At 61.3% G+C, this 12,887-nt stretch carries 10 protein-coding genes; 2 read left to right on the plus strand and 8 right to left on the minus strand.

Annotation, left to right across the window (positions count from 1 at the left end):
* Positions 1 to 9 precede the first annotated feature (9 nt).
* The gene (locus SH292x_RS01080) at positions 10 to 1,674 is read right to left on the minus strand and encodes a prenyltransferase/squalene oxidase repeat-containing protein (RefSeq protein ID WP_442483723.1); all 1,665 of its coding nucleotides are present in this window, start codon (positions 1,672 to 1,674) and stop codon (positions 10 to 12) included.
* A gap of 277 nt (positions 1,675 to 1,951) precedes the next feature.
* Between SH292x_RS01080 and SH292x_RS01085 the strand changes: the two genes are divergently transcribed.
* The gene (locus tag SH292x_RS01085; RefSeq protein ID WP_442483724.1) at positions 1,952 to 4,264 is read left to right on the plus strand and encodes an NfeD family protein; all 2,313 of its coding nucleotides are present in this window, start codon (positions 1,952 to 1,954) and stop codon (positions 4,262 to 4,264) included.
* Positions 4,265 to 4,286: 22 nt separating this feature from the next.
* Here SH292x_RS01085 and SH292x_RS01090 read toward each other — a convergent pair whose 3' ends face one another.
* Positions 4,287 to 5,330 carry a DUF4419 domain-containing protein gene (locus SH292x_RS01090; RefSeq protein ID WP_442483725.1) on the minus strand — a complete coding sequence of 348 codons (1,044 nt, stop codon included), beginning with the start codon at positions 5,328 to 5,330 and terminating at the stop codon, positions 4,287 to 4,289.
* A gap of 376 nt (positions 5,331 to 5,706) precedes the next feature.
* On the opposite strand from SH292x_RS01090, the gene SH292x_RS01095 reads away from it, so the two are divergent.
* Complete coding sequence (locus SH292x_RS01095) at positions 5,707 to 6,279, plus strand: NfeD family protein (protein ID WP_442483726.1); 573 nt, start codon at positions 5,707 to 5,709, stop codon at positions 6,277 to 6,279.
* 146 nt (positions 6,280 to 6,425) lie between these two features.
* Here SH292x_RS01095 and SH292x_RS01100 read toward each other — a convergent pair whose 3' ends face one another.
* Genes SH292x_RS01100 through SH292x_RS01125 form a run of 6 tightly spaced genes read right to left on the minus strand, consistent with a single transcriptional unit; the run spans position 6,426 to position 12,861 of the window.
* Positions 6,426 to 7,877 (minus strand): DUF58 domain-containing protein, encoded by a 1,452-nt coding sequence (locus SH292x_RS01100; protein WP_442483727.1) that lies wholly within the window; start codon positions 7,875 to 7,877, stop codon positions 6,426 to 6,428.
* Between the two features lie 47 nt (positions 7,878 to 7,924).
* Entirely contained in the window at positions 7,925 to 9,019 is a 1,095-nt protein-coding gene (locus SH292x_RS01105) for an AAA family ATPase (RefSeq protein WP_442483728.1), read from the minus strand.
* Positions 9,016 to 10,215 (minus strand): DUF4350 domain-containing protein, encoded by a 1,200-nt coding sequence (locus SH292x_RS01110; protein WP_442483729.1) that lies wholly within the window; start codon positions 10,213 to 10,215, stop codon positions 9,016 to 9,018. The genes SH292x_RS01105 and SH292x_RS01110 overlap by 4 nt, the downstream gene beginning before the upstream one ends.
* On the minus strand, positions 10,212 to 10,994 hold the full coding sequence (locus SH292x_RS01115; protein WP_442483730.1) for a hypothetical protein: 783 nt from the start codon (positions 10,992 to 10,994) through the stop codon (positions 10,212 to 10,214). The genes SH292x_RS01110 and SH292x_RS01115 overlap by 4 nt, the downstream gene beginning before the upstream one ends.
* Entirely contained in the window at positions 10,991 to 11,812 is an 822-nt protein-coding gene (locus tag SH292x_RS01120) for a hypothetical protein (RefSeq protein ID WP_442483731.1), read from the minus strand. The genes SH292x_RS01115 and SH292x_RS01120 overlap by 4 nt, the downstream gene beginning before the upstream one ends.
* A gap of 41 nt (positions 11,813 to 11,853) precedes the next feature.
* The gene (locus tag SH292x_RS01125) at positions 11,854 to 12,861 is read right to left on the minus strand and encodes a stage II sporulation protein M (protein WP_442483732.1); all 1,008 of its coding nucleotides are present in this window, start codon (positions 12,859 to 12,861) and stop codon (positions 11,854 to 11,856) included.
* Between the last annotated feature and the right edge of the window lie 26 nt (positions 12,862 to 12,887).

The raw sequence follows: 12,887 nt of genomic DNA on the forward strand, positions 1-12,887 counted from the left end.
GGCCGGTCGCTACTCCGGAAACTCCATGTCCACCGCGTCGGTCTGGTAGAGCGGCATGTGGCGGTAGTAGACCTCGAGCGTCATGCAGGCGAGCGCCGTGCAGTACAGGCGGCCTCCTTTATCGGTGTCGTGGCCGTGGTCGACGTACCAACTACCTTTTTGGTGTCCCTGCTTATCCTGCTTTTGTACCAAGTAGTCGCGTAGCTTTGTGTTCCACTCCCGCCACATCGGGCCGGTGCCGTTGGTCATCTGGAAGATGAGTTGGGCGGCGTAGTAGTTGTAGTAGAAGTCGTTGGCCGAGGGGCCTCGCTCGGCGATCCTTGCGGTGCCATCGATCAGGCCTTGGTTATCCTTCTTCCAACCTAGGTACATTCGGCATAAGAGCCCGACCGCGCTGGTGCTAGGGCGGTAGTTGGCCTTGGCGTCGGGCGTGTAGGCGTAGCCGGTGCCGTAGTCGTCGATTTGGGCGAAGTCGAGGAATCGCGACGAGCCTTCGACGGTCGAGAACGGCACATTGAGCTTCGCGAGGTGCGCGCTCTTGAGAGCCATGATCTGCCAGCCCACTACCGATGTGTCGCCGGCCTGTTGGAAACTATAACGCCAGCCACCATCGTTGGGATTTTGAGACGACACGATGTAATCGATCGCCGCCTGCGCGGGTAGGGCTAACTGACTTTCGCCTGTCATGCCGTACGCCTCGCAGAGTGCAATCGACGCAAGGCCGTGAGCGTACATCGTACCACCATCGGCCCAAGAAGCGCCCGCACCCTGACGCGGCTTCTCGCCGAGTCGCACAAGGGCATCGAGCCCACGGCCGACCACGTCCTTGTACTTGCCGTCGTAGCGAGTTTGCCCCGCGCCAAGGAACGGTAGCAGCGCGAGCGCTGTGGCGCTCTTCAGGCTGTTTTCGATGTCGCCTGGATTGCCGCACTGGCCCTGGCATTCGCCCCCGGTGTGGTCGATGTGCCAAGTGCCATCGCGATTCTGATGCGCGGCAAGCCACGCGAGCGCGGCTTCCACCGCCTCTTCGCTTTCGCCACTACCACCCTTGGCCCGCACAAGCGCTGCGCGCGACGCGTGACCGCGCCCTTCAAATTGATTACCATCAAACGCGTTGATGTTTGCGGTTAACGCATCGGGCGCGGCGGAAAGGCCAAAGTCGGATAGTTCAACCGGAGCGGCCGCGGCCATCTCTTCGTTGAACGGTGAGAAGCTGACCTCTTCTTCGATCACTTCGGTATCGGGCTGGATGTCGAGTTGCTCGGGATCGACTTCCACCTGGACATCGCTGAAATCGACCTCGGGCACATCGACGATCTCGTCCGAGATGTCCTCGCCTTTCACGGCAGCCAGCAATGTGTCGAAGGACTTGGGGATCGGAAACACCCACAGCGCGAGGACGATGATCAGCACCATGTGAACGATTAGGCTCAGCATCCAGCCCGCGCTGTTGTTCAGAAAGCGGGTGATGAAGTTACCGCGATCGTCGAGGAAGTCGTCTTCCTCGTCCGCGGCAGGAGCAGGCTTCGCTGCTTTCGCCCCACGTTTGTCTTTGCGGTCGGCTTTGGCTTTTGCTGCAACCTTCGCCGCAGGCTTGCCGTTCGTGGGCGTATCGACCACGGCGACACTCGTGTCGATGTTTGGTAGGTCCGACGAACTGGGGGCTTTAGCCATGTTCCGGTGGCTCGCTGAAGAAGTCGTGTGGAGCGGGCCTGCACGCACCCTAGGCCTTGGGCGGGCAGGCGTCCATCCTCTCTATGGTACCAAAATGGGCGGCAAATAGCCACCTTTCGGGCAGGCGATATTTGCCCTCCCTTACCGAAAACTAAGCATCCGTCCGGACGATCGCTCCGGGTGGGCACCTCGCCGCAACCCGCACGCTTTGCCCCCGGCCCGGTGGAAAACTATAATTCGGCCGCAGGTTCTTCCGTTGATCTCAAGGACGCCATCCATGCCTCAGCTCGTCGCCGCTCCGTCGGGCTCCCGCCCGCCGACCTTCCTTTGGTTTACGGCAATCGCATGGAGCCTGTTCATCGGGCTGCTCGCCATCAGCGGAGCACCCACATCGCAAGCCCAGGACCAAGGGGCCGAGCCAGCTGCCGAGGCTGCCAACGAAGCGAACGAAGCGGCTCAGGATCCCGATGTCGTCGGCGACCCGGATCAGCGGGAAGCCCTCAAGCCAGGGCGGCTGCTGCGGTTGCGACTTCCCATCACCGGCAACGCCGATGCGGCCTTCCGGAGCATCGTCGAGCGGACCAAGAACAGCCTGCTCGCCGAATCCAAAGGCGACGATCGCCCCGTGCTGGTGATCGAGTTCGTGCCGCTGGCCGAGGGCGAAGGCTTTGGCCAAGGGACCGACTTTGCCCGCGCGCTGTCGCTGGCTCGCTATCTCACGAGCGACAACATGGCCGGCGTGAAGACCGTGGCTTACGTGCCGCAGACGATCAAAGGCCATGGCGTGCTGGTGGCGCTGGCGTGCGAAGAACTCGCGATGGCGCCGACTGCGGAGATTGGCGAGGCGGGCATCGACGAAGACCCCGCGCGGCCCATCGAGCCGGCCGTGCTCGAAGGCTACCGCCAGATCGCCCGGGCCAGGCGGACCGCCCCCGAGGCGATTGCGATTGGGCTGGTGGACCCCGCGCTGGAAGTGCTCGAAGTCGAAACCGAGGCCAGCATCGAGTACGTCGAGCGCGGCGATCTCGAAGCGCTCGAACAGAATCAAACCGTGGTCCGCACCTCGCCCCTCTTCCCGGCGGGGACGATGGGTATCTTCACGGCGCGCGAGGGACGCGAGTACGGCGCGGTGAAGTACGTCGTCGAGAACCTCGACGAACTCGCGGGCTGGCTGCGCATCAACCCCGACTCGCTGGCCGAAGACTCGGGCCTCGTCGCCGACTGGCGGCCCATTTTCTACACCATCGAAGGTCCCATCACCGCCAAGACGGTCGATCGAGCGACGGGGCTCCTCGATCCCGAGATTGGAAGCGGGCGCGCCAATTGGATTGGTATTCGACTCGACAGCACCGGCGGCAATCCGGCCTTTGGCCAAGACCTCGCGGCATACATCGCATCGATTGGCGACGCGGATACGCGAACCGTGGCGTACGTTCCCGAACGTGCTGGCGGCATGGCGGCGCTCACGGCGCTGGCGGCCGACCAATTGATCATGAATCGAAACGCCACGCTGGGTGGACCCAACGACGTGGCCTTCGATGAAGGGACGCTCCTCTCGTTACGCGAGTCGATCAAACTATCGCTCGCCCCCGAGTCGCCGCACACTTGGTCGCTGCTCGTGGCGACAGTGGATCCCGAACTCGAAGTGTTCCGCTACACCAACCGCCAAACCGGTGCCGAGCGGCTCTTCAGCGAAGAGGAAGCCGCCGCGCAGCCCAACGCGGGTGATTGGCGTCAGGGCGAGGCGATAACGGTGCCGGGCGAAGTTTTGGAGCTGACCAGCGACAAAGCCGCCGCGCTCGGTCTGGCGACGCACGTGGTCGACAACGTCGAGGAGATCAAGCAAATTTACGGCTTCAAAGACTCGCCGCACGAGGTGACCTCGAACTGGACGCTCGAAGTCGCCGACGCCCTGTCGTCGCCCGGCATCACGGTGCTGCTGCTCGTCATTGCGTTCGCGGGCATTTACTTCGAACTGCACACGCCTGGTCTTGGCATCGGTGGATTCGTCGCGGCGCTTGCGATGCTGCTGTTCTTTTGGAGCAAGGCATTGCATGGCACCGTGGCTTGGCTCGAAGTGCTCTTGTTTGTCGGTGGCGTGGTCGCCATCCTCGTGGAGATCTTCGTACTACCTGGTGTCGGCATCTTCGGCCTGGGTGGCTCGCTGATGGTCATGGCATCGCTCGTGCTCGCAGGCCAGCGTAACTGGATTCCCCGCAGCGCCGAGGATTTCGCCGAACTGCAGTCGTCGCTGGCCGTGGTGGCGACGGCGGGAGGGCTCATGGTGGGGGTCGCGCTCATCCTGCGCCGGTACCTTCCGCACATTCCCATTCTCAAGGAGATGATGCTCGCGGGCCCCGAAGGCGAAGAGCTAGCGGCGCTGAGCTACCGCGAAAGCCTCGCCGAGTACTCGCACTTGGTTGGCCAGCGCGGCGTGACCACCACGCTGCTCATGCCGTCAGGCCGGGCAGACTTCGATGGCGAACTGGTCGATGTGATTGCAGCGGGCCAAGTGATCGAACGGGGTGCCACGGTCGAAGTAGTCAGCGCCCGCGGCAGCCGCGTCGAAGTACGGGAAGTGCAGGGGTAGCCGCGAGCGAGACGCTAGCCTCCTATTTTGCTCGCGCTACGTCGCGCACGGCCCAACCCATCTCGGGACGAATCTCCAAAGTCGTTGGGTCTTGAGCAACCCCCAACAACCCGCCGATCATCTCCATCTCAAACTTGGTCCCGATGTAGTCCCATTCGAAGGGAGCCTTGGGCGCCAGCACCGGATACATGGCCGGTTCAGGGCCACCGGGGACCTCGTCGCTTAGCCAAGGATTGATCTCGAACTTGTCCGGAGATTCTTGCAAGTAGGGGTAGAGCTTCTGAATCCAGCCCGTTGTGTAAGGATTGCCACTGCCACGCGGACCACGCAGCTTATAGATGGAATCCCAGAAGGGCTGGTCCACGTCGCCCAAGGATGCCGCCTCGAATTGCGCGAGGACAGGATCTAACGCATCGGTCCACCAGCGAAGTTGATACTGCCCGAGCGCCTCGGCACGCTGACGCAGTTGCTTCCAGTCGTCTGCGGTTCCCTCAAGTCGAATGCTGGGGATACCGCACAGCGTAACGAGACTGTACGAAAAATATCGTTGCATGGCGTCCAATAGCGCGATCTCGAACGCGGCTCGTTCAACAAGGCCGGTGGTCGAAAAGTCAGCGACGACGAGTTCGTAGGCACCGGAGATTAGAGGCCGTATTTGTTGTGAGAACTCATCGAACACTTCAGTCCACGGATTCTCTGGTGTCCCTTTGACGAAATCGTCCCGGCGTATCTGGATTAGTTTCTTATCGGCGTGTTCGACGAAACGATAACGCAGCGTCTCGGCGTGTTCGTTCACATGAATCGCGAAACCTTGTACTAAGGTCAACCAAATGGCATCCGGCGTAAGAACCAATGGATAATGGTCGGTGAAAGCGCGATGCACCGCCGACAGCAGCGGGTGCGTCCGCGGGGCGGTCGTAAGTTGTCCCGCGTAGCGGCTGCAGCTCTCGATCGGACCGCCGAGGAACTCGGCAACCGCTTGGCTGTAGGGCACCGTAGCCATCGGTGTGGTCGCAGGCGTCACGTCCGAGACTTGGAACTGAATGCCAGTGATGGACGATTGCATGGCTCTCTCCTTAGAAGGGGCTCCGATCAAGGAGCGTGTGCCGCAAGCGAGTCCCGCCGACCCAGAGGGGACCCCGTGGTTCGATTCTCCCGCATTCTAGGTCTCGCCTCGAAGGGGAGACAATTGGGGTAGAGTATGGAGCCGTCAGTGCTTGCACTGGGTGCTGCCCGTCCTCTCCCGATGGCAAGAATCGGACTGTCCAATACGAAGTAACGCGGGGGCAGCACGCAAGTTGCGAAAAACCGGTGCGTTCTCCCCGCCCCGCCGGCGGAGATTTGCGGAGCGAACCAAGCCATTGCGGAAACGCTCGCTATAATGTGGACACAAGGCGGAGGTGTTACGTGCGGAATGGGAGTAAACAACAGCTATGAACAACGTGGATCCTCTGGTCTGGGCCAGCCTGTTGGTGGTGGCTGGCTTCGCAATTCTGGTGATGGAAGTCCTGCTCCCCACGGGGGGTGTGCTGGGCGTGGTTTCCGCCGCTTCGCTGGTGGGGGCGATCATCCTGGCGTTTAGTGCCGGCGGTCCGACCACCGGTTTTACGTTCATCACGATCGTGGTCGTGCTCGCACCGGCGGTGCTCACCGCGGCGTTTCGCTACTTGCCTTACACGCCGGTCGGCCGCGCGCTGTTGGGTGAAGCTCCCAAGGACGAGGACGTGCTGCTGGAAGATCCGCGCCGCCAGTTGATCGGCAAGGTCGGCGTCGCACGGTCGAAGATGCTACCCAGTGGCTCGGTAGAGATCGATGGCCAGATGCTCGACGCCGTGTCGAAAGGCCAAGCCATCGACCCAGGCCAGAACGTGCAAGTGATCGAAGTCCGCGCGAACCGCGTGGTGGTTCGCCTCGCCCCCGAAGGCCTTCGTCCCGGGACGACCAAGCCCGACGACCTCTTGAATCGCAGCCTTGAAGAGCTGGGTATCGAGTCGCTGGAAGATCCGCTGGCGTAACCATGCGCCGTTCGCAAACTCATCCGACCATAGCCGACGACCTACGTGTCGTCGGACTTTCTGAGATTGCGATGAGTCGGAAGCTGTGAAGTTCCGATGCTTTTTCCGACGACGCGTAGGTCGTCGGCTAGGGGGTGACCTGTTGCTTACAACAGGTGCCTTGCCTTCACTTCCAGATACCGATTCACGAGCTGCCCCGTTAAGTTCTCGGGAAATGCATCGACCAGCAGCACGCCCTTCATCTCCAAATCCGCGAGAACGTGACGACGCCACGTGAGGATGTCGGCAGCACCGGCGGCTTCGTAGAGTTTTTGGTCCGAGACGTTATCGAACGGTGTGGTATCGGGCTTTGCACCGGGCGAAGTTTGTAGCTTCTCGACGAGTTGCAGTTCGTTATCCACGGCATCCACGGCGTCGTACACCGAGTGGTCGCGAAGCAGCACCGCCATCGGCAGGTGCCGGCCGCTGAAGGTGGTTAGGTGCTTTTCGATCTGGTGGGCGTTGACGTCGTCGATCACGTTGGTGATCAACACCACGAGCGTACGCTTGCGAACGTGCTTGGCGAGGTGCAAGAACGCGTCGTCGTACCGCGACTCGACCATTTGCGGAAAACGGTCGTAGGCGGCGTGGAGCAAGCGGTTCATCTGCCCGCCGCCACCCTTGGGCGGGACGAACGTATGCACCTCGTTCGAAAAGCACATCAGTCCCACTTGGTCCTTGCGACCCAGTGCGACGTAGCTGAGCATCAGCATCGCGTTCAGGGCGTGGTCGAGCAGGCTGACGCCGCCGCTGGTGCCGGTCATCATCCGGCCGCAGTCAACCATGAACACCACGCGCTGGCTTTGGTTGGCCTGGAAGTCCTTGACCGTCAGCTTGTTCCGTCGGGCGGTGCTCCGCCACTCGATGTGGCGATAGTTATCGTCGATCGTGTAGTCGCGAAGCCGCTCGAATTCGTTGTCCTGGCCGACGCGACGGGTGCGGCGAAGTCCCATCAAACTCAGGCGGTTGGTGCGCGCGAGCAGCGCGTATTCGCCGAGCTGCTTCATGTCGGGATAGACTTTGAGCGTCGAGTGGCAGGGGACCGTGAGGTAGCGATTCCAAAAGCCCCACCGGCTGCGAACTCGCAGGTACGTTTCCGCGAGCTCAAACGCACCCCGTCGCTTGGGGTGCAGTTGGTATTCAAGCGACGCGCGTCGTTCGCCCGGCAGCACGACGTTGAACTCGGCCGGTTCGGCGTGGAGGTATTCCTCGACCCCATCGCGAATCCAGACGGGCCAATCCTGCTTCGAGCGATTGGTGATGGTGAGCGTCACCTTCTGAGGCTGGCCGAGCGAAGCGATGAGGCCGACGTTCCGTTCGACGGTTAATTTGCTTGCAGCTCGAAGGCTAAACAGATCCGTAATCGCCACGATCGCGATTACCACGTCGACGATGGCGACCATCGGCCAAATGTCGGGCAGGAACACGATCCAAGCCGCCATGAACGTCGGCGCCAGCATCAGCACCAACAGGGGCCGATGCGGAAAGGTCCCACCCCAATACGCGAGCCCTACCAAGAGGGCCAGCAGCACAATCAGGAGGTAGACGACGAAGGACATTAGGAAGGTGTGGGGAGTTGGAAGGTGAGAGGTGGAAGGGACGTTGGTTACATTCGCGGCACTTCGACCGTGCGGATCATCTCTCGTAGCGCCTGGTCGACTTGATGCCCCTCGACTTCGGCCTCGGCCGTGAGCACCACGCGGTGACGGAGCGCGGGGAGGACGATCTCGTTCACGTCGTCGGGGATCGCGAAATCACGGCCATTGAACGCCGCGAGCGTCCGCGCACCCTGCACCAGCGAAATACCAGCACGAGGCGACGCACCCAGGTGGAACTGCGGCCAAGCTCGCGTCTGGCGGACGATGTTGTTGATGTAGTGGAACAGCTCGTCGGCCACCAGCACCTCGCTGCACCGCTGGGTCGCCTCCATGATTTGCGCGGGGCTGCTTATCGTGGCAACGTCTTCTTCCAGCCTCTTCTCCACAGTTACCTGGCGGCTGTGCTCCTTAAGCACGCGGGCTTCCTCGGCCGCCGTTGGGTACTCGACCATCACTTTGAACATGAAGCGGTCGAGCTGCGCCTCGGGCAGGTTGTAAGTTCCCTCGCTCTCGATGGGGTTCTGCGTTGCCATCACGAGGAACGGTGGTTCGAGCTGGTGGGTGGTTCGCTCGACGGTCACCCGTTTTTCTTGCATGATTTCGAGGAGCGCGGCGTGCGTCTTGGCGGGCGAGCGATTGATTTCGTCCGCCAGCAGCAGTTGCGTAAAGACAGGACCGGGACGGAACGTGAATTCCTGCGTCTTCATGTTGAAGATCGGCGCGCCGGTGATGTCCGAGGGCATCAGGTCGGCGGTGAACTGGATGCGGCCGAACTTCGCACCGAGCGCCTTGGCGAGCGTTCGCACGAACAGCGTTTTGCCCAGCCCTGGCACGCTCTCGATCAGCACGTGCCCGCCGGAGAACAGGGCGACCAGCGTCGACAGCACCAGTTCTTCCTGGCCGACGTACACTTTGCCCACTTCTTCGGACAGCCGCTTGTAGAGCCGCTCGACACCGGCCATGCGGCTCGATGGTGGGCGGACCGTCGGCGAGGTGGCCGCGGGCGCGGGCTCGGCGTCGCCAGCGAAGGTAGCCTCGTTGTCAAATTCAAGTGGCGCGGAGCCGGTAGGAAAATCGGGCTTGCCCGTGAGCGGATCGTTCATGCCGAGTCAGTGGGGTTAGGCGGTGGTAGCGGTATGTTGGTTGCGATGATTTTGGTAGTCGGCTCGCGGCGGAGCGATTGTCGGTACAGCATCAGGAGCCCGATAGCGTAGGCGCGATTTCTTCCACCAGCGAGCAGTCGACCGAGCGCGGCGACGTGGCTGTTGAAGTCGGTAGTCGACGCCCGCGCAATCCGTTTCGGGATGCCAAAGATGGGCCATTTGATGAAGGCGAAGACGATACCAAGCGCGGCAAGCTGCGTAAGCACCGCTCCGATGGGCCAGACGCGAAACAGTGCAAGGCCTGTCGGATTCTGAACGGTGGGATCCTCGTCACTAATCGACGGGCCATCCGGTCCCGATTCGAGAAAGTAAACCGTCCGCGGCCCGGAGCCGATACTTTCGACCAACTTGCCTGCCAATTTGCGGTGTTCGTGATTCACGAGTCGGGCGTTTAGCAGCCACGAGCCATTCTCGATCATCACCAACCGGCCGGCGGTCGCGGAGTCGTAGTAGCCTGAGTACTCATACTCGCTCACAAGGGGCTGGTCGTTCTCGTCCATCAGAAGCGGATTGAGCGAGTAGTCGTCGGGAATGAGGTGGGTATTGCGAACGATGTCGGTCTTCGCCACATCAATGCCCTTCGCCCAGGAGCCTTTGAGCTTCTTCACCTCGACTCCGCGTGGTGGTGCGTTGTCGAGGTCGAACCATTCTTGGGTTTCGGGGTGCGTCAGCGTCGAGGGGCGGTGCAGCTGCTCGTCGAGCTTTGCCTCGCTCAACCGGCGCGCGTATTCCTTGGTCAAATTGGGTGGGGCTTTCCCCTGCATCGATTGCCAGTAGTCGGGAGCCGCATCGAAGTCGCGACCGACGTAGACCAGCACGCGTGGATTTGCGGAGTTGCCCTCCACCAACCACTGCGTTAGCCAGTCTTCCACCTCGGCGGTGGGGGCCTCGAAGTCGTTGGGAAACCACACGATCACGTCGGCCTTGTCGAGTGCGGGCGACAGGTACGACCAGCTTCGCACCTTGTGCCCCGCGGCCTCGAACATGCCGCCAAGCACCCGCGTGCCGTTGAGGCTGGTACCGGCGTAGCTCTGCCGGTGGCCGTAAATGGAATGCACGTCCTCGGAACAGCCCGCTAGGAAAAGCAGGGTGCACGCGGCGAGCGTCCATGCGATGCGAGGGTGGCGAATGGTCATGCGGCGCGCTCCTCCACCGCGATGACGAGCGATTCGAACTGCCCGATCTTCTGCCACACCGCGTCGATATTCTCTTTAGGCGGCAACCGCTTGCCGAAGAATACCTCTTCGAACAGCAATACCGTCCCCTCGAACATGTCGGCGAGCACACCGGCATGAGGCGAGGCACTGCGGCGGACTTCGCGTAGGTACTGCCGATTCGTTTTGCCCTTCACCAGCCGTAGCCAATGTCGGCGATCGAGCTGCAAGAGCTGATGGCTGAACAAGTAGATGATGGCCTGCGCGTAGTCGCCATTGCGATAAAGTCGCTGCGCTTCATCGAGATAGTCGGCCGGAGATTTCTTGAGCGCCACCGGCAGCTCTTCGACGCGCGAGATGATATCGCCTCCGACGTTCGCATGGACGACCTCGGTGCGGAACTGGACCTCGCGATTGAGAAACGTGCGCACCAGAAGGAAGATCATGTACCCGAGCAATAGCGCGAGCAGCCCCCATCCCAGCCACACCAACCAAGACATGTTGCCCGAGCTGGTGCTCGTGTTGCGAGGAGGCGGCGGCGGTTCGACCTTTGCGGCGCGGAAGTCGTCGGTCTTGGGGTCGTACCAAGGGATCTCGGGGGAGCCGGCGAGTGGTTTCTTGGCCGATTCGACAGCCGCCTCGGGGTTCGATAGGTCGCTTGCCGCCAGTGCAGATCCGCACGCGAACACCACGAGCCACGCCATCGCCGCGATCGCGCGGGCGAGCTTCGAAGCTTCGTGTTGTGCGGTGTCTAAGCTCATGCATTTACTAGGGATGAACCACGCCGCAGCCGCGCGGCCTCGGCACGCATCAGGAGTTCGACTTCCCAACCTTCGCGGCGGATGCGAAGGTCGAGATACGCCAGAAAGCGTACCACGGCCATCCACCCGACGACCAGCCATAAAGCGAATGGATAGATGAATCGGTGGCGAAGTAACTCGGTGATCTCGACACCCCCAATCTGCATCAACAGCTCTTCGATGCCATAACCGATGGCCACAGTCAGCACCGCTCCCACGCCGGTTGCCAGTAGCCAGCGTCCGAACAACTCGCCCCCGCTATTGGAATGAAGGTTCCGGCTACGACGATTCGTCGTGAGTCGCCGGTGCTTACCGCTGAATAGCGGATTGCGTTCCAGCAGAATCAACTCGCCAACGTAGGGCATTAACCAGTACGGCAGAAACAGGATCGCCATCATGATCGTCCGCAGGATGCCCTGGAAAAGTAAAAGCTGTGGCAGGCTGCGCACAAATTCGACCGTCATGGTCCGGAAGTGAAACGGGGCGTTGAACATCATCTTGCCCAAATACATTGTAATCGGAGCCGTGGCGAAAGGGGTTTCGATCGCTACCAGCAAGATCATCAGCATCCAGTAACCCACGGGGGGCTCTTCGGTATCGATCTCTTCAACGAGCACGCCATCGAGCAGCAGCCAATTGAGTACCGCGAAGCCGGTTACCCCCAACAGCCACAGCAGCACAATCCAACCCGCCCCCGCGCGCGTGACCTGCAGCGCAAGCCCCAGGATTTCGCCGAAGCTGCGTTCGCGAATCGCAATGCGGGTTTGATCAAGCTGCATAACGTTAGGAGTTGGGAGTGAAACGCACGGTGGGTCGAGTGTTAGAACAGGATATCGGCATCTTTATCGTCGAGCGGATCGTCGGAATAACCCAGGACGATCAAGTACGTCATGATCAGCAGCATGGAGATCATCGCCACGCCGGCTTTGAACTCGTAGGGGGCGGCAGAGTGCGAAAGGAAGCCTTCGATCACGGCTGCAAAGAAGAACAAGACTACCGCCGCGAGCATGGAGGGAAGGCTGTGGCGTGCGGCTTGGGCAAGTGAATCGAAGCGTGCCAGGCCTTTGGTATGCACGATGGAAAACCCGAGCCGCATCCCTGCCGCTGCTGAGAGCACAATCGCCGTTAGTTCAAAGGGTCCGTGGGCGGTGACAAACTCGTAGAAGTTATCCCCTTGCGGAATGGTGGTCATGTGACCGAAGGCGGCCCCCAAGTAGATGGCGTTGAACATCGTGCTGAATAAACCACCGATGCCGAATAGCAATCCCATCGCGAAGAGTCGGAGGCCAATGGTCGTGTTGTGAACAACGTATCCACCCATGTACTCTCCGCGACTGCTCAACGTGTGCCCACCTTCCCAGGCCGGCTGGGCCCAGTTGTTCTCCAGTTCCATGACCCCGTCTCGACCGAGAATCGATTCGCTGAAATGATGCACCGGGGTCCATTTGCTGGATAGAAAGGCCGCCGCAAGAAACACGCCCCAGAATACGGCGAACGCCATGCGCAAGTACCCGTCGTGGAACAGTCGGCGGGGGACTTTGCGAAACATCTCGTCGTACCATTTGCTGAACTCAAACCGGCGGCTGCGGTAAAGCTGGTTGTGCGCACGACCGACGAGTTGGTGGAGGTAGCGAACTGTGGCCGCAGGTAGCTGGTAAGCGTCGGCGAGGGCGAGGTCTGCGCACGCCGCGCGATACAGAGCCCCGAACTCGGCCCGCTGCTGCGGGCTGAGTCGATCGCGCCGCCCGCCACTCTCCAGGCGCAGGCAGGCCTGCTCCAGCTTCCGCCAGTCGACCATCCGCGATTCAACGAGTTCTGCTGCTTTCATGGCGGTGGCGAAGGGTAAATGACGCG

It is taken from the genome of Aeoliella fuhlenseeensis (assembly GCF_052161615.1).
Classification (GTDB): domain Bacteria; phylum Planctomycetota; class Planctomycetia; order Pirellulales; family Lacipirellulaceae; genus Aeoliella.